Origin of the sequence: Streptococcus sp. 2021WUSS126 (genome assembly GCF_044427255.1) — a bacterium.
GTDB classification, from domain to species: Bacteria; Bacillota; Bacilli; order Lactobacillales; family Streptococcaceae; genus Streptococcus; species Streptococcus hashimotonensis.
In genome coordinates this window covers 136,023-159,166 of sequence record NZ_JAOTGI010000001.1, presented here as the reverse complement: position 1 = coordinate 159,166, position 23,144 = coordinate 136,023, and the positions used below count along the sequence as shown (strand labels likewise).

Below are 23,144 nucleotides of genomic sequence, written 5' to 3'. Positions count from 1 at the left end.
CTCCTCCTAGATAGAAACAATCTGACAAAAATTAATTGCTCTCCCCAATCCGTACCACCCCATCATAACGAGAAAGGACATCATCGGACACACGGTGGGAAATATGAATGAGCGTCTTATCTGCTAGTGAGGTAAGGTAGGCTTCAATTACTGTATAGGTTTCCTGATCCAAGGCAGACAGACTTTCATCCAGCAACAAGATGTCCTTATCTTGCAGCAAGGCACGAATCAAGAGCAAGCGTTGCTTTTGTCCGCCAGACAGTCCGCTATCATCACTGATTTCCTCGCTCAAAGAAGCATAACTTGGAAAACGACTATCAAGATTCATGGTCTTAATGAGGGACATCATCTTATCTTCTGAAACCTCCCGTCCCATGGTCAAGTTGTAGAGAACCGTATCATGGAAAAGGGATCCCTCTTGTGGCAGATAGGCAATTTTATCTTGAATGGCTTGGTAGGACAAGTCTGAAAGAGAGATTTTATCAAAGTAAATATCCCCTACCTGCAGTTGACTATTCTTGGTCAAAATAAGAGCCAAGGAAGATTTGCCAGAACCACTTTCCCCAAGAATTAAATACTTCTTGCCACGTTCAAACGTTACGGTCAGGTCTTCAAAGACCTGCTTCTCACCGATAGCATAACTAGCCTTGACCAGTTGCATGCTCTGGAAAGCTGAAGCTAGTTCCTCCCCCTTCGTTTCTTGACCCAAAGTAGATAGCTCAAACTCTTGCTTCAATTCCTTAACGGCATGCCTGTCCAAAAAAGCTGCAGCAATGCTGTTAATGGGATCCACCAACTGCTCTGAAATGGTCAGAATAGCTGTCAAGCCACCGATGGTCAAGGCGCCAGAGAAGACCTGAAAACCACCGATAAAGATAATCGAAAGAGTGGTCAGATAAAAGACGAAACCGACTAAGAGCCGCATGGTTACTGTCGTTCGATTGGCCTGATTGACCGTATCATTGACTGCTTGATAGCGATCGTTCAGTCCATCTAAAACCTGCTGTCTTTGGCAGCTATTTTTCACTTGCAAATAACCTAGAAAGACATCTGAAACCCTTGTATTATAGACCTGCTGACTGTCCGAAACCGCCTCCTGATTGAGCCTTCTCCGCTTTTTAAACAAATAGGGAATCACAACTGGCAAGAATGAGATCAGAATCAAGAAAATAGCAGTCAGACCATCCAAGCTAAGAAGGGCCAAACTGGCAATGCCAAAGGTACAAGCACCTTGAAAAATCGTAAAGAAAGCGTCGTAATAGTCTTCTTTCACCGTCTCCAAATCATTATTGAGCTGGGAAATATAGGCTCCCGCCCCCTGCTCAACAAACTGCCTAAAAGGTAAATTAAAAATTTTCCCAATAAAGGTCGCCTGCAATTGGAAACCTACTTGATTGAGATAGCTGACATTGGCAATCTGACGAATGTATTCAAAGACCAGCATGACAAGGACAGTTAGCCCCATCAGCACAAAATAAGACACAAAGGCCTGTCTATTTCCGGCCGCAATAGCGTCAATAATATAGCGATATTGGTACAGAAAGCCAACATTGAGCAGGGCTACTGCAAAAATACAAGATAAGGTTAGCCAAAAATTCCTCTTTTTCATTTCCCCGCCACCGTTTCATAGATTTCTAAGTAAAGCAATAAAAAATCATTTGTAATACTCATTTAAAATCAAAAATAGCCACCTACCGCTCCAAGTGGATATGGAGCGTTTCGATTTTGTTATTTTTTTAGAAGAAAACAGCTACTTGAAATCCACAATCCTCAACTCAAACTTATAAATTAAGGTTTCACATGTTATAAGTAGCTTAGACTTGCTATTTTTGATTTTTATTGAGTATAAACATAATTATTATACCACCCCTTCCCATATTTGTGTGCTTTTTCACATAAAGAAAACCAAGCCAGCTATCTGACTTGGTCTATTTTTATTCTGTCGTTTCAGTCGCCACTTTGAAAAAATCTTTGTATTTCAAAAGGTAGCCTTTTCCTGTCGATAGGTCATATTGGACCAGTTTGAGTTCTTCTGCAACTTTCGCATCCCGCTCATCCTGTCCTACTCGGTCCTTATGAAGCACTTCTGTCAGGAGGGCATAGTAAGGACTAACCTTGTTATTGGTCGTCTCCAGCATAAGAGCATTCATGTCGCTAGAATTGACCAAATCATAATGGTAGTCTTCTGTTTCAAAATTACTCCACACGAAATAATCTGTCTTGTACTGCGCACTTGGATCCGTCACGAAAGCAGACTCTGGATACAAACCTGGTAGGTGGTCACCGTAAAAAACAACTGTCACTTTCTTATCCAAGGTCTTAAGCTGGTCTAGAAAATCCCTTGTTGCCTGATCCGTAAAGGATAGGAGGCGAACATAGCTGGTCAAGTTTTCATTTTCCTCAGCCGTGAAGCCCTCACCCGAAGCTGTTATACCAGCAGGCTCTAGAGAATTCCACTGAACATGGTTCTGCATGGTAATAGCCGACACAAAGCTGGTATCGGCAAAACGTACCTGATCCAAAATCAAGTCATAGGTCTTCTTGTCACTGACAAAATTCCCCTGATAGTCCTCAGCCGTCACAACAAGAGGATACTTGGCACTATTGAGAGTGTAAAATTGCTCAATCCCCAGCTGCTTATAGATAGAATTTCGGTTGTAACTGGTATCGTAGTAAGGATGGATGGCGATACGATTATCTGCTGGATAAAGGTCACTGATACTTGGCAACTTCTTCATATTAGGCGCCACATCCAGATAGACTGAAGAAATGGATGAGCTGTAATTGTAGAAGGGCAGACCACTGTAGACCTGAAACTCGATATTAGCCGTACCACCACCATAGTGGTCACTTTTCATCAAGCCACTGGTAGTCTGGTTCATGATGTACTCAATATTTGGAAGGACATTTTGACTAAGGGTCACGCCTGGAATCCGACGCGGGTCAGCCAAACTCTCACTAAGAATGTAGATTACCGTCTGGTGAGTCAATTGACCTATCCGTTCTGCATTGATTTCCTCAGCCAAGGCGGTGTATTTCTTCACAATGGCCTTCATGGTCTTCTCAGAGTAATTTTCAGGCATTTCCATACTAGTCTTGCTGAGTTGCTGCAACCAGAGGAATGAAAGAGTGCGATAGCGAGCCACAAAAGCATATCCCTTCCAGTCCACGTTACGCCAGTTATTAACCTGAGAAAGAATAGGAATCCAACCAACAATCTTATGATCTTTTTCATTGCGAATCGCCCAGCTCATTCCCAAAATTAGGGATACGATGACTGAAATTCCTGCCAGTCGTTTCCAGACAGTAGCGACAATCTGCCCTCGAAAATACTTCTTGTGAATACGTCGGTAGATAAACACAAGGAGGACTATAAAGACGAGCGATACCAAAATAACACGTAGACTGATGAAGCTGAGAATCATCCCCATATTGCCAATCCATTTGAAGTCATTGGGCGTCATTGGCTCCGAACGGTAGCGGAATTTGAGAAAATTGGCCGTAACCACAATGACGTTTAGACTAGCAATCACGGCAACAGATAAGATTTGACGGTTGATAACTAGGCTAATGATGACATTGAGGAAAAAGAGGCAGGCAATCTGGAAGACAATAGCCCCTGGAAAGAGGTGGCGTGTGAAATAAGAACCCGTTCCCCCAGCCATAGAAGCCTGATAACCAATATGCGACAAGATAGCCAGTGCCAAACTGATAAAGAGCATGCTGTGGACATTGGTCCGATTTGCCTTAAACTCTACAAATGCCTTATGAAGATAGCGAAGAAAAATGTAGGTCCCTATAAAATGAATAGGTGCAAACAAGGGTGTCTGGCTGAAAAACTCTATGTAAGAACCTTTCTCAACCAAACTCTCATAATGGCTATCTTTCCAATAAGATATAGCTAGTGGACTGAGAGAAAGTAAGCTGGTCAACAAGAGATAGACATCTGGCTCCAGATAGTTAGCTGACCAAATACTCAATTTTTCTCGAATTTTTGTCTTCTTCCGCCATAAAAATGCCAACAGGATTGGAAGAAGCAACATCAAAAGCAGTTCAAGCTGAAAGAGATTATTACGGAAAATATTCCAGGGTTGATACTTCTTGGCATTGAGCCGATAAACCAGGTTGACAAGATATAGAAAACCTAGAAAATAGCCGACATACTTGGCAAAGGTTTTGGTCTTTACAAATTTCTCATATTTATCAAGCAAGACCAATACATAAAATGTAAAAATAAGATAGGCAATCAAGGGCAGGGGAATAAACCAGAGTGGAAAAGATACATCGCTCAGTAAAAGGGCTCGCCCCATAGCCAGCAAGACGGTCATTACCATGACCAGAATAAATTGCTTGGTTGCCTTGAGTTTGATTTGTTTCATAGCATTTCTCTCTTAGGAAATATTTGATTTTCGGTAGATAAAGGTATAATAAATCGACCAAAGTATCCAGCCAGTCAAACTGATAAAGATAACTGGCAATAACCACCATTGTTGCTTATAGGAGAGGATAAGGGTATTCTTCCCTTTTTGGCTGGCAACCGTTGGCACACCAATAGTGGAAAGATAATAATCCGTCTTTCCTAACCTCTTTCCATTCAGTGTCAATTCACTATCTCGGTAAATAACAATCGGTATTTGGATTTCCTCTGATTGATTTGCTGACCAACTTATTTTTAAGCTATCCCCAAAAACTTGCTTATTAAATTGCTGGTTAGGTAAAATAATCTGGTCACGGTAACGATCATAACGAGATTTAGCCTCATTTACCGCACGAACATTCTCTTCTTTTTCAGATAACACCGGCACATAGTCGGGAGTTGATTTCTGAGCCAGTTGAACAAACTCACCTAAATTTTTTGAATGCAAGGATGCACGTAATTCTTCCGTTGTTCCGTATAGAGTAGTATGAAGCATATCTTGTAAGAATTCTGCTTTGTTGTACTGGTCATTGACTGCTTGCTTATATTGATCCCAAGTAAAACCAACACCAATTATGGTAGATAAGATTGTCATCCCCAAAAACAACTTTTTACGCACTTCGTAATCTGTTAATTGAAGACCAACAATCGTCAGAAGTAAAGCATTAGCATACAAAAAGAATCTAAAGGGAAATTGGATCAAATCCACTAATCCAATACCTTTACCAGCAAATAGTTGCCACGGAAAAAGATTTGTTGAAAAAATAAAAAATACCAGAAAAGTTAATGTCAGCCCCCTCAATATCACCGATTGCTTCTTCCATTTTTTCAGCATAAAATAAAGAGAGGTTGCAAAAATGATTGGTAGAGAGGATGGAAAGTATAAGAAATAAGCCTTAGACCAGGTAACTGTTGACTGAATAAACTTTTTGTTTATAAATGGTGCTGCTAATTCATTTGTTGCATTTACATATAATAAGGGTAACCAGATATTTACAGTTAAAATTAGAAAAATTCCAACCGAAAACAGTACATCTTTCATTACGTTCCATTTGTCTTGCGATTTTAACCAACCAATTGAAAAAAGAATTGCATAGGCTAAGATGAGAAACAGAGCCGATAGCATGTGTATCTGCAACATTAACCCTACAGCTCCTGCCACCAGAAAAATAGGAACTTTCCCAGTTTTTAGGAATCGAACTGCTGGAATCAAGCAAAGCGGAAATAAGGCCACTCCCCAACTTGAAAATCCTTGAGCTACCCACCAGTATTGAACAGAGTAGGTAGTCACGAAAAACATGGATAAACCAACAGATAGAGAATAGCATACTTTCACTTCTCGCATTAGAAAATAAAGCGAAGTGGCACTAAAAACTCCTAAAAGAAGATTAGACAGTAGTTGATATCGATACCAAGTTCCAGCCAACAACAGCAAGGCTCCTTGCAAATAGGCTAGATATGGACCATATAGAGCATTGACAATCCTTCCAGATTGCTGATAGCCATGCAGGCTCATTATATAAGAAAAATCTCCTGACTTAATTTGCATAGCTGTATCATAAAAACGATTATAATGAAAAACAATATCATCTCCTGTCACCACTGCTTTTGTCAAAATCTGTGGCAATAGAAGGGTGAGCGAAAAAAGAAAAAATACAGTTACTGCAACAATATCTGGATGCTTTTTCAGTAATTTTTTTAACATAAGATACCTTCATAAAAAAAGAGGGAACCCCTCTCTTGTTTTTGTAAGAACCTGTACTCAGAAGTGAAGTGATTATAAATAAGAGATAGTTTTTCACTAATCAAGGCAGTTTTATTGAGAGAATACTGACTGTACTTTGAAAAAACTAACGATGAGTAGCTTAAAAACTATCCTTAAGTAGAAGTGCCAAACTGTGAATACGGGTTCTTACTATTCTGCTCATTTGCAGACAATAATTCCTTAAAATTTATCAACTCCCAGTATAACAAGCTTTCCCCCCACTGTCAACGAACAAGATAGATTGAAAATGGTTTTAGGTAAAATAAAGATTGATTGCAGATTCCTCTACAATCAATAGTTGCTTATAAACCAACTTCCTGGAGGCTGTCAGACAAACGCGCGAAGTCAGCCATAGAAAGGGCTTCCCCACGTACACTGGCTTCCAGCTCTGCCATGCCAAGTGCCTGTGTCAGCTTGTCCTTGACCTCTTCGGACTTGCCGAAATGGTTGGTCAGATTGTTCCACAGGGTCTTGCGGCGGTGCACAAAGCTGGCCTTGGACACCCGGAAGAAGAAATCTTCGTCCTTGACGCTTACCAGGGGTTGCTCGCGGCGAACCATTTTGAGAATGGCGGAGTCCACGTTTGGTGCGGGCACAAAGACGGTGCGAGGCACGATGAAGGCCACCTTGGCAGTCATGTAGTACTGGACCGCAATGGACAGGCTGCCGTAAGCCTTGGTGTTTGGCTCGGCAGAAATGCGGTCGGCCACCTCTCGCTGCATCATGACCACGAACTCGCTGAAGGGAATCTTGCTCTCAATCAGGTGCATGAGGATAGGAGTTGTGATGTAGTAAGGCAGGTTGGCCACGACCTTGATAGGCAGGTCAGGATTCTTGAAATTCTGAATCTGGGTCTGCAGGTCGCTCTTCAAGATGTCTTGGTTGACCACAGTCACATTGTCAAAGCGGCCCAAGGTGTCCGCCAAAATCGGAATCAGGCGGTCGTCAATCTCAAAGGCCATGACCTCAGCAGCATTCTCCGCTAAAAACTCGGTCAAGGCCCCGATGCCAGGTCCAATCTCGATGACATTGACATTCTGGTCAATCTCTGCCGTGTCCACAATCTTCTGTAAAATATTGGTATCGGTCAAAAAGTTCTGACCGAAGGATTTCTTAAAGGTAAACCCGTGGCGTTCTAGGACGGCCCGAGTAACGTTTTTGTCTGCGATTCTCATGTGTGTTCTTTCTTGTTTTTTTATTTCGCCATTTCACTCAATCGTGAAATAACACTTAGTTTTCTCATCGTCGCTGTAATGCCCAGCTGTTTTTCTAAATAATTGGTATTTAGTTTCTTCTTTCGAGCATCTCTAGGAAGATACATGTATAGACATTGACTTCCCAGACGTAACTCCTCATCACCAAAGTCTTGGTGCAATAATTTGTTTAATTTTTCACCAGTTATCTCATCATTGGTAAAGACCAAATGGACACGAGAAGGATCATAACCCTCACCAAAAGGATTTTCAGCAACTGCTTGTGTTAACTCTGACTGATTTTTAATGATAGCAGCCAAATCTGCACCAATGTTTTCTTTAATGGTTTGATGGATAAGCTGGCTGAGTTTTTCATCTGACAAATCTGGTTCACAAACAACATTTCCACTTTGAATATAGGTTTGAACAGAAGTTAAACCAGCTTCCGTCAAAATTTCCGCCAGATAGGACATCTTGGGAATTTTATTCTTGCCAACAGGGGTAACACCACGCAAAAGAGCAACTTTTTTCATTTGTTAATCCCCCTTACCCATAATGATCCTTTAGTGACAAGATATACAACCGATCAGCCTCCACCATATAAATCAACCGATTCTCCGCATCAATCCTTCTCGACCAGGCACCTTGATAATCATACTTCAAAGGTTCTGGTTTGGCAATGCCTTCAAAAGGATGTCGCTGCATATCCTTGATAATTTTATTGATTCGCTTCAGTGTTTTCTTATCCTGACCTTGCCAATAAAGATAGTCTTTCCAGGCGTCGTCTGTAAAATGGATTCCCATGCTAGTCTGCCTCTATCAGGTTTCGTTCTTGGGTTTGTCCTGCTTTGACTTGAGCCATACCACGCAAGACTTTCTGAGATAAGTAGGCGTTCCGAGCAACAGCGAGGGTTTCTTGTAAACTATCCCACTCGCTCTTTGAGAGTACAACAATATCTTCCTCTGGATTTTTATTAACCACGACCAAAGGTTCAAACTCGTCATTGACCTTTTTCATATAGTCCTTTAAGTGATTTCGAAAATGGGAATACACAATAGCTTCCATAAGCAATACCTCTCATCATTTCTAGACTTACTATAGCATAGAAAAAAAGAGTTGTCAAAGTTATTGTACAACTCTTTAGCGATTCTTATGTGTGTTTCTCATTTTTTTGCCTTTTATTTTAAAAAGGCGGAACAAAATGCTTGTTGTTTTCCGAATTAATCTAGTGTAGGGAAGTTCCGAAGGCGGGACGGAAATCTGATTCAGGAGGTGAGGCCATGGCACAACTCCTTAGAAAGGTGACCGTCGATGTCAGTTTACGAAGCGATTGAGCTAATGATAAACTTTGGCATTCTTTTACTGGCTATTTTAACATTTCAACGAAAAAAATAAACAGTAAAACCGCACTTCCAACTTTGACCGGTCTGTAAGTAGCGGTTTTTCTGTTATCTGCAAATCCGTCCCGTCTTTAAAACGGTCCTATTGGTCCTCAAGTGAAAACTTGAGGACCTTTCTATTTATATTCTAGGATTTTTAAGTAAAATTGTCAAGTCTATCGGCAGTTTGCTTCTACATCCTACTTGTTATCAATCTTCCACTCGCCGTCTTCAAACCAGTAATAATTCTCCGTCAGCTGTGGCTGTTCAAAGATTTCCAACATAGATTCAAAACCATCTGCCAACGGAACATTCTTCAAATCCTCACGGTCAATCCAGAAGACCTCGCCCTCATCTGAAGATTGAATAGAGCCTGAAAAATGGCTGGTTTTGTAGCAAAATACCAGATAGCGATAGTGGTCAGTAGGGTCCGTCCAGTTTTGAATGCCACAAAGCTCGAGATTGGATACCGTCAAGCCCGTTTCTTCCTTGATTTCGCGAATGACGGAGGAAATAATTGACTCATTTGGTTCGACATGGCCACCAGGGAATGTAATTCCAGGCCATTTCTCTGACTTCCTATCCTGGACCAATACCTGCTGACCGTCTATAATCATGCACATATTGGTTAGGATGACGTGTTCTGTCCTGCTCATACTAGCTCACTTCAATAATTTATTCGTTATACCTTTCACCTATCCAACTAGGAAACTCTCCTAAAAAAATTGCTTCTCCTTGGAGGAACGTTCCATCATCAGCCTGCAATTCATCTGCAACGATGCATTTATCTACCGATGTCAGCCACCGATTTCTTGTATTTATAAGAATAGACTGATCCAGATTTCGATGCCATCTTGGATTCTTAAAAAATCGTTCATAGTAATCTTGGTCATAAAACACAATCAACTGCGAACTCCACAACTCTGGTAGGCACAAAATTGATACGACCTTACAAAAGCGGAGCTCTTCCGGTTTGCCAGCTATAAACCGCTCTGTCAAAATCTCCCACCCCTGACAAAACTGTCTTTTGATTGCTGGTCTAGTTTTCGTTGATTGTATGAATGGGCTACTTGGCACATGGAAATGATCGTATAGAGCATCTTCCGAGCACATCGACCAAGAAATATAACTCATAGCTTTCAATAGATTCTGAAGCTTACGATGTTGACCCCGCTCTTTTTTCAACCGCTTCATTTCTTACTCCCTTCAACGAAAGTCTCCATAGCCTCCTCAACTTCCGCCAGACTTATCCCAAACAGCTCTAAGCGTTTGAGCAGTTGCTTGCCGTTGCAATAGCCGATGCGGAACTTTTCTCCCAGATACTCCCTCCGCTTGCGACTGTCTCCGCCCATAAGCAAGCCTAGGCGCATCAGATCTGACTTGGTGATGTCAAAGTTATTTTCATCATCGTAGTAACCACGCACGCCTGCGAGGGCTTTTTCCAAGTCCTCAAAGCTGGCGTGCTCAATGCCCAAGGACCGCCCTTTTGTTTTGGACTGGGGCCGAGCCTCGTCCCGCTGTAAAAAGGCGTGTTTGACCGTGGGAATGGCCTGCATAATCATCTTCCGAATCCGCTCCCCATTGTAGTCTGGGTCAGTAAAGACAATGACGCCACGCAGGTCATGGAGTTTCTCGATGCGTTCCAAGTCATCGTCTGATATGGCAGAGCCTCTGGTTTCGTAGGTATCCACCTCGTAAAATCGTTTTAGGTTTGCTGTATCGTCTTTTCCCTCAACAACGAGGACTTCCTGTATCTTAATTTTCTGAGTCAATTCTGAACAAGCTCCTTGCATTCTCGTAGGTCGCTTTCGCCACTTCTTCGACCGACTGGTTGCGAAGCTGGGCCAGCATTTCCACCACATATCTGGTGTAGCCAGTGCGATTTTCCCGACCACGCTTAGGAACTGGGGCCAGGTAGGGCGCATCCGTCTCGACCAGGATTTTTTCTAGGGGCAATGCTTGCGCCGCTTCCTGAAGTTCGACAGCTTTTTTGAAGGTCACGACTCCCGAGAAGGAAATGTGCATGCCTAGGTCCATGAAGGCCTGAGCCTCCTCCAGCGTACCAGAGAAGGAATGCATGATGCCTCCGCGCGGACCGACGCCGACTTCCTTGATGATCTGGTAAGTATCTTCCAAGGCATCGCGAGTATGAACCACAAAGGGCAAATCCAACTGCTTGGCCAACTCCATCTGTCGCTTGAAAACACGAGCCTGAGTATCCTTATCCGCCGTCATCCAGTAGTAGTCCAGCCCAATCTCCCCCAGGGCAATGACCTTAGGATGTTTGAGTGCCTCTAGCAAGTAGCTTTCTACTTCCTCATCATAGGTGCCAGCCTCTGTCGAATGCCAGCCCAGTGTCAGATAAATTTCAGGATGCTGGTCAGCCAGTTCCATAGCCTTGTCAATAGTTGCTCGGTCAAAACCGACCACATTGTGGAGGGTGACCCCCATTTCCTTGGCAAAGTCTAATTCTTCTTGGACCCGACCGTCAAACTGCTCTACGTTGAGGTGGGTGTGGGTGTCAAAAATTTGTATCATCGTTCCATCACTTTCTTTCCTACTATTGTAACATATTTCGGAAGATTCTTATGAGAAGAAAAAAACCAGCAGACTCGAGTTTCTGCTGGCTTCTCTTTTCATCTTCTTATGCTACTGTAAGAACTTTACGTCCCTTACGGCGACGAGCAGCTAACACGCGACGGCCGTTTTTAGTTGCCATACGGCTACGGAAACCGTGTTTACGCGCGCGACGGATTTTACTTGGTTGAAAAGTACGTTTCACGATGAATACCTCCTCTTAGATTCTTGTATTCGTTTAGCCGGCTAGTTTTGATCAGTTACTAAACATACCAAACCATTTTATATAAATTCTGTTCGTTTGTCAAGCTATTCCGCCATACTTTTAGGAAAGAATCAGAAAATCATTGAAAAAAGAGGACTAGCCTCTTTTTAGTCATGATTCCCTTCAATATCTACAACGACATATCGGTTCGGCTCGCTACCTTCTGAATAGCTTGTCAAACCGTCCATTTTAGAGATAATGCGGTGGATAATTTTACGTTCGCTACTTGACATCGGATCTGTATGGTAGGCTTCCTGCTCTGCCAAAACACGTTCTGCCAATTTTTGTGCGTAGCCTTGAAGAACCTCTGCGCGGTGTTCTACATAATCATTCACATTGATTGTAATATAGAAATTACGCTCATAACGGTTGTATAAGAAGTTCTGAGCCAAAAGTTGCAAAGCCTTTAAGACTTTTCCGTGATAACCGATAACACGACCTGGTTCATTGGTATCCACTTGAATATTGATTGTACGGCGATTATGACTTGTATCAATACGCGCCTCAACATCCATATCATCCAGAATTTCTTGTACATAAGCTGTCACTTCTGAAACAACTTGTTCAATATCATACTGAGGCTCAATCTTAATATCTAAATCAGCAAAATTATCTGCTTGATTTTCTGAGACGACTTCTTGATTTACGTCTTCCTTAGCAGATGTTGTTGCATCTGTAGTAGTTAGTAAATCTTCTGAAAGAATTTCAATCCGACCTGTTTCTTCCAAAATCGTTGTCGCTTCTTTTTCATTTTTCAAGATCTGCGCTTTAATATCATCATCAAGCGTTTGACCAGACTTTTCAAATTCTTTCACCGCTGCAATAACTTTTCCTAGGTCAATCGTAGCCTCTGAAACGCTTTTTACTGGTTCATTGAGGTCGTTAATTTCACTTGGAACGCCACGAACTGCTTTCTGATTAGCCTTAACAACCGTTGTTTCATTGATAACATCAATATCCACAATCGCTGGCTTTTTACCGAAACCAAGGAAACCTTTTTTCTCACGCGCAACCACAGTAATATGTGCTTTTTTTCGAGGAATATTTAGCTCTACCAAGCCATTCTGAATGGCCTCTTCAACACTTGTTCCTGTAAATTTCATCTTCTCTCTCCTAGTTTTCCTATTTCTTTTTCTGTGCTTTTTTCTGTGCCCGTCGGATTTTTGCCTGACGTTCTTTTTCCGCATCAATTTTCGCTTGACGCTCTGCTATTATTTTAAACGGATTATTGAACACCAAGGTTTGAGCAACCTGATAGGCATTTGACACTGTCCAATACAAAGCCACCCCACTAGCAGCTGCCACAGCAAAGAAAAAGATCATCACGGGCATGACATAGGTCATAATTGTCATAGCCATATTCTTCTCAATTGCTGATTTATTGGTCAACCATGAGCTAAGGAATGTAAACACTGCAGCCAGAATCGGCAAAATAAAGAACGGATCCGGCTCCCCAAGATTTAACCAAAGGAAGTGACCTACTTTCAAGGCTTCAACACGTGTCAGAGCTTGAAAGAGGGCCAAAAGGATTGGCATTTGAATAAAGAGCGGAATCATGGACGCTCTCATGCTGACGCCATTCTCTTTGTAGAGAGCTTGCGTTGCTTCATAGAGCTGCTGGCGACTTTCCATATCCGCTCCTGGATACTCCGCTTGCAACTTTTTCAGCTGAGGTTGAAGCTCCTGCATCTTCCGTGAGGAATTCATCTGTATTTGGAACAAGGGCAACAGAAGGGTTCGAATTAAAATGGTAAAAAGTATAATACCGATTCCAATTTGACCGTTGATAGATAGGAACTGAATAATGCTGGCAAACCAGTAAATTAATCTATCCCACGCATCTGTAGATTGACTGGTCACTGGCCCTGTTCCGCAGGCTGTTAAAACAATTAGAGATATTACCAGTAGTCCTGCCCATTTAACTTTCTTTTTCAATCACAACACCTTCCTGGTATAGTTTAGCTAGTTTCAAAACATGGATGAGGTTTTGCTTCATTTCTTGATAGGACAATTCCTCTACACCTTTTCGAGCAATGATAACAAAGTCATCTGCTACCAGTTGATGTTGACATTCAATTAAGATGTGACGAATCCTGCGCTTAATCTTATTGCGCATGACAGCGTTTCCCAATTTTTTGCTGACAGATAAACCTACTCGGAAATGCTTCTGCTCTTTAGGTAATCGGTAGACAACAAACCTCCGATTGGCGACATTGTTTCCTTTTGTAAAAATGTCATTAAAATCTCGTTCACGCTTGACACGATAGCTTTTTTTCAAACTGCCACTCCATCTTTCAAAATTACTTCTATTATACCACAAAATTCAAAAAAGCCAATAAACATACCGTTTATAGGCTTTTTGCGTTCTGAATTTCCTCTTTGGCACTTTTCAACTGGTCTGCAATCGATTCAAAACCTGTCCCGCCAAGGGAATTTCTACGACTGACAGCAACTTTGGAGGACAAGGCATCATAAATATCTGCTTGAATAAGAGGCGAAATAGCCTGGTAGGTCTCAAACGATACATCCTGGAGATAGTGTCCTGCCTTGCTACACTCCAAGACCAGTTTTCCAACAATCTCATGCGCTTGGCGGAAAGGCATACCCTTGTTTGCTAGATAGTCTGCCAATTCAGTCGCATTTGAAAAGTCCTTCTCTGTCGATTGAGCCATCCTTTCCTTATGGACCGTCATCGATTGCAACATCCCTGTCAAAATATCGATAGATACTAAAATCGTTTCTGCCGTATCAAACATGCCTTCCTTGTCTTCCTGCAAGTCCTTATTATAGGTTAAAGGCAGGGATTTCATGACTGTCAGTAGGCCAACTAAGTTCCCATAAACTCTACCTGTTTTCCCCCGAATCAGCTCAGCCTGCCCAGTCTCTTCTAAAATATATTCCTCATCATAACTGATTATGGTTGATAAATTTTCCGTTCTTTTAACATTTTCCAGAAATAATAAGCTAAACTAAAATCAAGCAATCCATGAATAGCCGAACCAACACCCACCAAGCCAAGCATCGTTATCCAGTAGGTAGCAGAAGTTTGTTGCCCCGACGTAAGTACCATTACCACAATATATTCTCCTAGACCATGCAGGAGATTAAGCCCAATCCCTAATAGTAAAAAGCGCTTAGAGTCCATAAGAATCGGAAAACGCTTGACCAAGACCGCACCTAAGGTAAGGAAGAACAGATGCGTAAGCGCCCGAAATACAATAACGATTGGAAAACCAGCGAGGAAAAATCCCAAACTAGAACCTAAAGCAACAAAAATAGCAGTAGCTGGTGAAATAAACATGGCTATAAACAAAGGAATGTGACTAGCAAGTGTATAGGATGCTGGACCAATAATGATTTTAATCGGCATCATTAAAGGTATTAAAATGGCAAATGCGGTTAAAATTGCACTAATTGATAGCTGCTTAACTGAATTTTTAGATGATAGTGTTAATTGGGACATTAGGCACCTCTCTTTCTATTGGTTTGATTATAAAACAAAACCTTACAGGTGTCAAGACACCTGTAAGGTTTATTAATTTTCTAGTAAAATACCTGCATGTTTTAAAGCTGCTGAAAGTTCATTATAGGCTTGCACAGATGGGAAAGAGACTGTATGTGTATGAACTCCTTCTGTTAAATTACTCAGTAACACACCTTGGTATTGACCCAAGGCATCCAAAAAATGATCCCTATCTTCTAAACTTGCAATATTCAGCTTGCCTGATAATAAGCCGTAAATGGGATGCTCAATTTCAACATCTAATATTTGAGCTCCACCCTCTAGCAAGATTGTCAATTCTTTTTCTACCTCTTCTGGACCATGTTGACAAGCTATCTTTCGAATGTAGGCTCCTTCAGTAGATGGCAAAGAAGATTGGAGCAAGTACCCTCTTGGAGTTGCCAAGACAGCTTCTCCCTCCGCACGAAGCAAGGCTACATCTCCAACAATTACTTGCCGACTCACTCCAAATTCTTTCGCCAGATAATTAGCTGCAAGGGGATAGGGGCTTTCTCGTAAAAGGGATAGGATTTTCTTACGTCGTTCTGTTGCTTTCATACACATTCCTTTCGTACACTTTTTTCCATTATATCAAAATTCCTGTAAATCAACCTTTCCTCAACCAAAAAACGGAAACTGCAGAACAGTCTCCGTTATCATCTGCTAGTTTAGCAATGCTTGAATAGCCGCAATGTCCAAACGCTTCATGGTCATCACAGCCGCATTGACTGCCTTGACGGTTTCTGGGCTAGCCGTATCGTATGCTTCCATCAGAATACGCGGCACAATCTGCCAGGAAATCCCAAACTGGTCCTTGGCCCAACCGCAAATCTCCGCTTCTGGAACTGCCGACACTTTTTCATACCAGCTCTCTGCTTCTTCCTGACTATCTACATAGACCATGAGCGAGAAGGCTTCGTTGAAAGAGGCCTCACCGCCGTAGCCGTGGTCCATAGCGATCATTTTTTGGTCTCCGATAAAAAGCTCCGCATAATTCAACTTGGCAGCAGCGACCGCAGCTTCACCTTCGCCATAGTAAGACAAGCGACCAAGACGAGCTTGAGGCAGCTTATCCTTGTAATAATCTAGCATAGGTTGGGCTAAACCGACCTGGTCCTGAGAGAAGAGCAGGCAGATGTCAAAGCTATAGGGCTTGTCCAAGTCCGGTGCATAGGACAATTGCCAAGACAGACCGAAGCGGTCTTCCAGCCAGACATAGTAAGGGCTGAAGGGATATTCTGCCAAAGGCATAAGCACACGACCACCGTCTGATAGCGCCTCATAAAGACGGCTTACGTCGTCCTTACTCGCTACATTTGCCATAAGCGATATAGACTCGTTGAGTTTAAAATATGGCCCCGCACTAATCGCTGCCAGGGTCATGTCCCCCAGTTGGAATTGGACCAAGCCAGCATCGCCAGAAGGCGTATCCGTAATGGTATAGGTCCAGTCAATCTTGCCGCCGAAAAGGTCCACATAGAACTCTGCAGCTTCTTTTGCCTCTGTATCATACCAGAGATGAGGGATAATGGTTTGCATAAGGTTCTCCTTTGAGTTAGTAGCCCCAGTATAACACTTGTCCGTACAAAAACAAAACATGTTGCTTTGCACTTATAGATGTGCTATACTGAATAACTACAAAATTGACAGGAGAATGAAATGGAAATCTGGAACGCCTACACAGCCGACGGTCACTTGACCGACCACACCCTCACACGCGGAGAAGCTATTCCCGATGGTCTCTACCACCTAGTCGTCGAGTGCATCGTCCGCCACCACGACGGTAGCACCCTCTTTATGAAACGCGACAGCACCAAGCCCTCCTACCCTGACTATTATGAAGCGACGGCAGGAGGCTCGGCTTTATTTGGGGAAATAGCAGAGCAGGCCATTTTACGCGAAGTCCGCGAAGAGACAGGCATTGAACTGACAGCTAACCAGCTCCGCCACCATACACACTTTGTTGCCCATGACGACCAGTGTATCTTCCACTGCTACTGGGCTGAAACCGACTGGGACAAATCCGCTATCCAAGTCCAAGCCAACGAAACCAGCAACTACATCTGGGTCCCACAAGAAGACTTAAAAGACTTCCTAGAAACAGAACTGATTATCCAAAGGCAGAAGGACTATGTGGAGAGGTTGTTTTTAGAAAACTAAGCCCGTATAAGAAACAAATCCCCGCTATCACAGGACAGCGGGGATTCATTTATTTCAATCCAGCAACTAGACTTGCAATATCAGCTGGTCGGGTTCGGCAACAACCTCCAACCACTTTAGCTCCTAGCTTATGCCAAGCCAGAGTATTGTCCAAAAGGCTGTGGCTATGGTCAGCTTCTTCTTTCCAAGTTTGAGTGGCTCCATCATAGACCTCACCCGAATTTGGATAGGTGACAAATGGTTTATCCGTTTTCTCTCTCAACTGACTGAGAAAGGCTGGGTAAAGAGACGGTGCTGTACAGTTAAGACCAACTGCTAAAACCTGCTCACTGCTGTTAATCAGCTCTGCTATTTTCTCAATTGATGTTCCGTCAGAAATCGACTGACCGTCCTGCGAGGTGAAGCTGATATAGGCTTCGACATTTGGGAAATCATCTGCCAGCAACTCTACCAAAGCCTGTGTTTCAAGAAAATTTGGAATGGTCTCCAAGGCTAAGAGCTCTGCCCCCTGTTCTAAGAGGAGCTCCATCCGACGACGGTGAAAGGCCTTCAACTCCACTAAATTGATGTTGCCATAATCACCTGTGTACTCCAAACCATTGGCTTGATAAGCCGCATAAGGACCAACGTCACCTGAAATAAGGGGATAGGTTCGTTGTCCTTTTTCAGCCTCCGACAAGTCAGCCCAAACCTCGTCTCGAGCCTCCTTAGCCAAATCAACTGTCAGACGAATCAACTTTTCAGCCTCAGCCTGTGACAAACCGACTTCTGCCAAACCTTCAAAAGTCGCCTGATAGGTTGATGTCGTGACCAAATCTGCTCCAGCACGAATATAATCCTTGTGAATATCCTTGATATACTGAGGATTTTCCAAAAGATATTTGGCAGACCAAAGCTTACCTGATACATCATGACCGCGAAATTCCAATTCCGTTCCCAGAGCACCATGTAAAATGACAAACTCTTGATTTTCTAATAGTTCCTTAAAACGACCCATACGAGTTTCTCCTTACCACCTTTTAAAGCGAATGTAATGATATGCATAACAACCAATCATAAAGGGTACACCAAAGTAGAGGCCGGCACGCTGAGAAGGATCCCAGCCAATTCCGATGATGGAAATAACCAGCAAAATAACTGTAATCCAAGGCAAAGTCGGCGAGAATGGTGTCTTGTATTCCAATTCGTCTACACTATGATTCTTCAAAAACTCACGTCGGAAACCGATTTGTGCCAATGGAATTGCCAACCATGCAATCACGACTGCAAAACCAGCGATAGAAACCAAGGCTAAGAAAATAGTATCTTCTGCATAAATTGACGCAATCAAAGCAATCACAACACCAACCATGGACAAAATCATCCCACGCATTGGAACACCATGCTTGTTGATTTTTACCAATTCCTTGCTAATCATGCCCTCATTGGCCAAAGACCAAAGCATACGGCTTGAAGCGTAGAGACCTGAAGTGGACGCAGATAAAATAGCCGTCAAGATGATGAAGTTCATAATGTCAGCAGCGTACGGAAAACCTATTTTATCCAATACTAGAACGAATGGTGCTTCTGTCACACCTGCCTCTGACATGGGAAGTAAAGCTGCTAAGACCACAATGGTCAAAACAAAGAAGATAACCAAGAGACCGATGGTCGATTTAATAGCTTGTGGCACGGCTTTCTTAGGATTGTCCGTCTCCCCAGCAGCAATTCCAATCATTTCCACACCTGAAAAGGCAAGACGCCAAAAATCGCCAAGGTTCCCAAAATGATGAATGCCATAATGGCATAGACTTTGACAGAAGAAAGGGCGTCCTCTGCTCGAGCAAACCAACCGACAGACAGCGTGTTCAAACCAAAGACAATGACCGCGAAAATCGTTGCAAAAATCCAAATTGGCACACTAGGAAACCAACGTTGCATAAGCTGAGCTGCTCCTACGAACTGAGAAGCCAGTGCGACTACCCAGCAAAGCCAATACATCCAGGCCACCATAAAACCCGTTCCAGGACTGATGAACTTGGTTGCATAGGTATGGAAGGAGCCTGTTACTGGCATGGCTACGGAAAGCTCCCCTAGAGAGAACATGACCAAATAAACCATAACAGCTCCAAAAAGATAAGCTGCAATAGCTCCAAATGGTCCAGCCTGTGCAATGGTATAGCCCGAACTCAGGAACAAACCTGTGCCAATTACCCCACCGATGGACAACATCTGCAAATGACGGCTGTTCATTTCACGGTTAAAGGTGCCTTGATTTTCAAAATTATGATTTTCCATAAACTCTCCTAAATAGTAATGATTTATTTATGATAACACAGTTTTTCAGAAAATCGTTATACCGTTTTTAATGCAAGTGTTATAGTTATCAGTTATAACAAAATCCCCGCCGTCACAGGACAGCGGGGATTTTTTATCTTACAAACTCTTCAACATATTATCAATATGCTGGATAGATTTTTCACGACCGAGTAGGTAAATGGTATTTGGCAACTCTGGTCCGTGCATTTCGCCTGAAACGGCGATACGGATTGGCATGAAGAGGTTTTTGCCCTTGATACCTGTTTCTTTTTGAACAGCCTTGATTTGTGGGAAGATGTTATCTGGTTGGAAATCTTCGTCTGTCATGGCTTCCAATTTTTCCTTGAAGGCATTTAAGACAGTCGGAACAGTTTCTCCCGCCATGACTTCTTTTTCCTCGTCTGACAATTCTAGGAAATCAGAGAAGAAGAGGTCTGTCAAACCAACAATTTCATCCGCAGATGACATTTGTGGCTTGTAAAGTTCCACCAATTTTTCTGCCTTGTCTGTCAAGCGACCCGCTTCTTCCAAGAATGGCTTAGCAAGGTTGAAAATAGTTTCTAGATCAGCATTTTTGATGTACTCATTGCTCATCCAGTCCATTTTCTTCTGGTCAAATGCTGCTGGTGATTTGCTGAGGCGATTTTCATCAAAGAGTTGGATAAATTGCTCACGGGAGAAGATTTCCTCTTCACCACCAGGGTTCCAACCCAAGAGACCGATAAAGTTGAAGACAGCTTCCGGCATATAACCCTTACGACGGTAATCTTCGATAAACTGAAGGGTGTTGGTATCACGTTTGGACAGTTTTTTACCAGTCTCAGAGTTGATAATCAAGGTCATGTGACCAAATTCTGGCGCTTCCCAACCAAGTGCTTCATAGACCATGAGTTGCTTGGGTGTATTGGCAATGTGGTCGTCCCCACGGATAACGTGCGAGATTTCCATGAGATGATCGTCCACCACCACGGCAAAGTTGTAGGTTGGATAGCCGTCACGTTTCTGGATAACCCAGTCACCACCGATGTTGCCACCTTCGAACTCGATTTCGCCCTTAACCATGTCATTCCATTTGTAGATACCTGTTTCGTTGACAGCTAAGCGAACCGTTGGGACAATGCCAGCCGCCTCACGCTCTGCGATGTAGGTTGTTTTTTCATCTTCAGACATACCCAGGTATTCATTGATATAGCGAGGTGTTTCGCCCGCAGCTTCCTGACGCTCACGCTCCGCCGCCAATTCCTCTTCTGTCACGTAAGACTTGTAGGCCTTACCTTCTGCCAAAAGTTGATCAACGTATTTTTGGTAAATATCCAAACGCTCTGATTGACGGTATTGCTCATGAGTTTCTGGACTCTCATCCCAGTCAATACCCAACCAACGCAGGTTTTCAAGCTGAGAACGCTCGCCGTCTTCCACATGGCGCTTGCGGTCTGTGTCTTCGATACGAATAAGGAAAGTACCGCCGTGATGACGGGCAAAAAGATAGTTGAACAATGCTGTACGGGCATTTCCGATATGCAAAAGTCCCGTTGGACTTGGTGCGTAACGCACACGAATTGGTTTAGTCATGTTTCTCTCCTGTAAAATTTCAATCAAGAACATTATAGCATAGATATGCATAAGAAAACAGAAAAATCAGCCTAGATAGACTGATTTTGAGGTGTTTTTCATGCTTTTGAGTTTTGGCTATCATTTAATCGAAAACAAACAATGGATAAACGAGGGCTTTGTACTACTATTCTATACGATAGCTATGTCCACAACTTACACAAGTGATAATGGTATCAAACAAGCCCTCAGCAGGCTTTCCACACGCCGGACAATAGACTCTCTTGGCCTCCAGGCGATAGGTAGTCGTCCTGATAAGTGATTGCCCTTGACTTTCTACAACATCTTCTTTCCGACTTTCATATGCCAAAACCTCTTTCAAACTTCTTCCCTGACGTCTTGTCCGAGGCGGGCGAAGTAAGATATAGAAAGATAGTGTGAAAAAGACAATAAAGGCTACCGTCACAATAATCAAAGCAGTATTCACTAAGGAAGGTACTGAAATTCCAGCCTCCTTTTTTCTTCTAAAAAAATCTAAAATCATCTGCCAGAGAAAAATTGTAGAGCCTAGCCAAATGATAAAAATGATAGGGAAACCAAATTTTGTTATCTCTAATCGATAGCGTCGCATCTAGGGCTCCTTTCTGGCAAGCCAAGCACCACAGTGGCTACACGATTGTCCTTGTCCTAATTCTAAAAAATTTTCTGCACTGCAAGATTCACAAATAACAAGATAGGTCTCTTCTGTAATTTGATAGTGTTCAAAGAGTTCAAAAAGCGCCCTTATCTGTACTTGTGTTTTAACGTGTTCTTCTAATCGAGATTTTCGATAAGTCAATGCACAATTGATTAGTATAATTACAATATAAAGAACTGTCACTCGTACAATCAAAGTTTTGACAAAAGTTACCTGTTCCCCCTCTTCTAGAACCAAGAAAAATAAAACTAGCAAAGGAAGAAACAGAGAAATTGATAGATATTTCAGGTTATTCGTCGAAAAGGATTTGACAATATTTTCTATAACTGTCCGACCTCGTGGTTTAATCAACAATACTACCATTGCACCGATTATATAAACTGGATTGGGAAAACCAATCAAAAGCAAAAAAAGAGCTAATAATGGAAAGCATGTCAACACACCATCTGATGACAGCTTAAAGAGACGCATCGCGAGTAAGGGAATCCCAAATATGACTAAAAAGGTCACAATTAGAATAAGGACTGAAAAGGTGGGATCATATTGCGTGAATTGATACAAACTTATTGTTGCAAACATACAGTAAGCAATTAACCAATTAAAAAGTAACCAACTACGAAATGCATCCCAGATTGATTTTAACGCTTTAAGCATGTGACTGTTCCTTTTTTTCTCTCAAGTAGTCTTTGTAACGTACTTTTCCTTGGTATATCTCATCCAATGCGTTAGCCTTCAGCTTGATGTTCTCTAAAACACCACAACTATAGTAAACAAAGGCTGCTAATATTAACCCCGAAAAAGAGAATACTATAGTGCCAGCAATGAATTTAGTATAAAGAATAGTATGAGAAAAGAGGAGAAGTGCCAAAATAGTATTAGCTAGTCCCATGAAGACTAAACTCAAAAAACGAAATAATTGATACATTAGTAGTCTCCTTGTTTTGGGGTAAAGACATCCCCACTATTATCTGCAATAGTTTCTCTTCGTCCCCTTCGATAGTGACTATCAGTTGCTGTCAAACTACCAATAATAGCTACACCACCAATAACAATAACTTCAACAATCCAAAAAACTCTGACAGAAATATAGTTGGAGATAAAAAGCATAATGCTTTGAAAAATAACCCAGATAACGGTTACGATATTGATGGGCAACCAGTCAGTAAAGTGTCGTTTAACTATTAGTTGCAGAAAAAACAGAAATTCCGATAAAACCAATAACCCCAATGCAATAAAATAAAGACCAATTTCCTTGTGAGGAATCAGAAGTCCCAAGGCCACCGTTGTAAGCATGACCAGCACTCCTGTCACATATATCCAAATATTTTTACTCATATTT

Annotated in this window: 26 protein-coding genes and 2 pseudogenes; 2 read left to right on the top strand and 26 right to left on the bottom strand. The window is 42.3% G+C overall.

The genetic code is table 11. The features are described from left to right. Window positions 1–31 precede the first annotated feature (31 nt). From ODU39_RS00755 to ODU39_RS00725, 7 genes are all read right to left on the bottom strand, one after another. Window positions 32–1,609, bottom strand: coding sequence for an ATP-binding cassette domain-containing protein (locus tag ODU39_RS00755; RefSeq protein WP_398579636.1), 1,578 nt, complete (start codon window positions 1,607–1,609; stop codon window positions 32–34). A 325-nt stretch (window positions 1,610–1,934) separates the two neighbouring features. After that, window positions 1,935–4,379, bottom strand: a complete 2,445-nt coding sequence (locus ODU39_RS00750; protein ID WP_398579635.1) for an LTA synthase family protein — start codon at window positions 4,377–4,379, stop codon at window positions 1,935–1,937. Window positions 4,380–4,391: 12 nt separating this feature from the next. Continuing rightward, window positions 4,392–6,122: a hypothetical protein gene (locus ODU39_RS00745; protein WP_398579634.1), complete on the bottom strand. Its 1,731-nt coding sequence runs from the start codon at window positions 6,120–6,122 to the stop codon at window positions 4,392–4,394. Between the two features lie 362 nt (window positions 6,123–6,484). Beyond that, window positions 6,485–7,357 carry a 16S rRNA (adenine(1518)-N(6)/adenine(1519)-N(6))-dimethyltransferase RsmA gene (rsmA, locus tag ODU39_RS00740; RefSeq protein ID WP_105256987.1) on the bottom strand — a complete coding sequence of 291 codons (873 nt, stop codon included), beginning with the start codon at window positions 7,355–7,357 and terminating at the stop codon, window positions 6,485–6,487. A gap of 20 nt (window positions 7,358–7,377) precedes the next feature. After that, window positions 7,378–7,908 (bottom strand): DUF1697 domain-containing protein, encoded by a 531-nt coding sequence (locus tag ODU39_RS00735; protein ID WP_105139679.1) that lies wholly within the window; start codon window positions 7,906–7,908, stop codon window positions 7,378–7,380. Between the two features lie 13 nt (window positions 7,909–7,921). Beyond that, complete coding sequence (locus tag ODU39_RS00730; RefSeq protein WP_105256988.1) at window positions 7,922–8,179, bottom strand: Txe/YoeB family addiction module toxin; 258 nt, start codon at window positions 8,177–8,179, stop codon at window positions 7,922–7,924. Between the two features lies 1 nt (window position 8,180). Next, entirely contained in the window at window positions 8,181–8,441 is a 261-nt protein-coding gene (locus tag ODU39_RS00725) for a type II toxin-antitoxin system Phd/YefM family antitoxin (RefSeq protein WP_029693774.1), read from the bottom strand. Window positions 8,442–8,687: 246 nt separating this feature from the next. Here ODU39_RS00725 and ODU39_RS00720 point away from each other — a divergent pair, with 246 nt between their 5' ends. After that, entirely contained in the window at window positions 8,688–8,771 is an 84-nt protein-coding gene (locus ODU39_RS00720) for a putative holin-like toxin (RefSeq protein ID WP_221739394.1), read from the top strand. Window positions 8,772–8,955: 184 nt separating this feature from the next. On the opposite strand, the gene ODU39_RS00715 is transcribed toward ODU39_RS00720, so the two are convergent. The 12 genes and pseudogenes from ODU39_RS00715 to ODU39_RS00660 form a co-directional block, all read right to left on the bottom strand. Continuing rightward, window positions 8,956–9,411: an 8-oxo-dGTP diphosphatase gene (locus ODU39_RS00715; RefSeq protein ID WP_398579633.1), complete on the bottom strand. Its 456-nt coding sequence runs from the start codon at window positions 9,409–9,411 to the stop codon at window positions 8,956–8,958. A gap of 19 nt (window positions 9,412–9,430) precedes the next feature. Continuing rightward, the gene (locus ODU39_RS00710) at window positions 9,431–9,949 is read right to left on the bottom strand and encodes a DUF3916 domain-containing protein (RefSeq protein ID WP_105139654.1); all 519 of its coding nucleotides are present in this window, start codon (window positions 9,947–9,949) and stop codon (window positions 9,431–9,433) included. Further along, window positions 9,946–10,527 (bottom strand): ribonuclease M5, encoded by a 582-nt coding sequence (gene rnmV / locus ODU39_RS00705; protein WP_398579632.1) that lies wholly within the window; start codon window positions 10,525–10,527, stop codon window positions 9,946–9,948. The genes ODU39_RS00710 and rnmV overlap by 4 nt, the downstream gene beginning before the upstream one ends. Beyond that, window positions 10,511–11,293 (bottom strand): TatD family hydrolase, encoded by a 783-nt coding sequence (locus ODU39_RS00700; RefSeq protein WP_398579631.1) that lies wholly within the window; start codon window positions 11,291–11,293, stop codon window positions 10,511–10,513. The genes rnmV and ODU39_RS00700 overlap by 17 nt, the downstream gene beginning before the upstream one ends. Before the next feature lie 106 nt (window positions 11,294–11,399). Then, window positions 11,400–11,537 (bottom strand): 50S ribosomal protein L34, encoded by a 138-nt coding sequence (gene rpmH / locus ODU39_RS00695; protein WP_002939016.1) that lies wholly within the window; start codon window positions 11,535–11,537, stop codon window positions 11,400–11,402. A gap of 167 nt (window positions 11,538–11,704) precedes the next feature. Beyond that, window positions 11,705–12,700, bottom strand: coding sequence for an RNA-binding cell elongation regulator Jag/EloR (gene jag / locus ODU39_RS00690; RefSeq protein ID WP_174853551.1), 996 nt, complete (start codon window positions 12,698–12,700; stop codon window positions 11,705–11,707). A 19-nt stretch (window positions 12,701–12,719) separates the two neighbouring features. Then, a complete protein-coding gene (locus tag ODU39_RS00685; RefSeq protein ID WP_398579630.1) occupies window positions 12,720–13,532 on the bottom strand; it encodes a YidC/Oxa1 family membrane protein insertase in 813 nt (270 codons plus the stop codon). Then, window positions 13,516–13,875: a ribonuclease P protein component gene (gene rnpA, locus ODU39_RS00680; protein WP_004194560.1), complete on the bottom strand. Its 360-nt coding sequence runs from the start codon at window positions 13,873–13,875 to the stop codon at window positions 13,516–13,518. The genes ODU39_RS00685 and rnpA overlap by 17 nt, the downstream gene beginning before the upstream one ends. A 70-nt stretch (window positions 13,876–13,945) precedes the next feature. Further along, window positions 13,946–14,470: pseudogene (locus tag ODU39_RS00675) on the bottom strand (argininosuccinate lyase); the annotation flags it as partial. 41 nt (window positions 14,471–14,511) lie between these two features. After that, complete coding sequence (locus ODU39_RS00670; protein ID WP_053866838.1) at window positions 14,512–15,060, bottom strand: hypothetical protein; 549 nt, start codon at window positions 15,058–15,060, stop codon at window positions 14,512–14,514. Window positions 15,061–15,132: 72 nt separating this feature from the next. Further along, the gene (locus ODU39_RS00665) at window positions 15,133–15,657 is read right to left on the bottom strand and encodes a transcription repressor NadR (RefSeq protein ID WP_012775369.1); all 525 of its coding nucleotides are present in this window, start codon (window positions 15,655–15,657) and stop codon (window positions 15,133–15,135) included. Between the two features lie 105 nt (window positions 15,658–15,762). Next, window positions 15,763–16,638, bottom strand: coding sequence for a VOC family protein (locus ODU39_RS00660; RefSeq protein WP_148115853.1), 876 nt, complete (start codon window positions 16,636–16,638; stop codon window positions 15,763–15,765). A 120-nt stretch (window positions 16,639–16,758) separates the two neighbouring features. On the opposite strand from ODU39_RS00660, the gene ODU39_RS00655 reads away from it, so the two are divergent. Continuing rightward, entirely contained in the window at window positions 16,759–17,259 is a 501-nt protein-coding gene (locus ODU39_RS00655) for an NUDIX domain-containing protein (RefSeq protein ID WP_398579629.1), read from the top strand. A gap of 49 nt (window positions 17,260–17,308) precedes the next feature. Here ODU39_RS00655 and mmuM read toward each other — a convergent pair whose 3' ends face one another. The 7 genes and pseudogenes from mmuM to ODU39_RS00620 form a co-directional block, all read right to left on the bottom strand. Next, the gene (mmuM, locus tag ODU39_RS00650; protein WP_398579628.1) at window positions 17,309–18,256 is read right to left on the bottom strand and encodes a homocysteine S-methyltransferase; all 948 of its coding nucleotides are present in this window, start codon (window positions 18,254–18,256) and stop codon (window positions 17,309–17,311) included. Window positions 18,257–18,268: 12 nt separating this feature from the next. After that, window positions 18,269–19,536 (bottom strand): annotated as a pseudogene (locus ODU39_RS00645) (amino acid permease). Between the two features lie 138 nt (window positions 19,537–19,674). Continuing rightward, window positions 19,675–21,129, bottom strand: a complete 1,455-nt coding sequence (gene gltX / locus ODU39_RS00640; RefSeq protein ID WP_398579627.1) for a glutamate--tRNA ligase — start codon at window positions 21,127–21,129, stop codon at window positions 19,675–19,677. A gap of 166 nt (window positions 21,130–21,295) precedes the next feature. Beyond that, complete coding sequence (locus tag ODU39_RS00635) at window positions 21,296–21,739, bottom strand: hypothetical protein (protein ID WP_105257645.1); 444 nt, start codon at window positions 21,737–21,739, stop codon at window positions 21,296–21,298. After that, window positions 21,740–22,459: a hypothetical protein gene (locus tag ODU39_RS00630; protein ID WP_398579626.1), complete on the bottom strand. Its 720-nt coding sequence runs from the start codon at window positions 22,457–22,459 to the stop codon at window positions 21,740–21,742. It lies immediately after the preceding gene. Continuing rightward, a complete protein-coding gene (locus ODU39_RS00625) occupies window positions 22,452–22,730 on the bottom strand; it encodes a hypothetical protein (RefSeq protein WP_044761396.1) in 279 nt (92 codons plus the stop codon). The genes ODU39_RS00630 and ODU39_RS00625 overlap by 8 nt, the downstream gene beginning before the upstream one ends. Next, a complete protein-coding gene (locus tag ODU39_RS00620) occupies window positions 22,730–23,140 on the bottom strand; it encodes a hypothetical protein (RefSeq protein WP_024399870.1) in 411 nt (136 codons plus the stop codon). Before ODU39_RS00620 ends, ODU39_RS00625 begins: the two co-directional genes overlap by 1 nt. Between the last annotated feature and the right edge of the window lie 4 nt (window positions 23,141–23,144).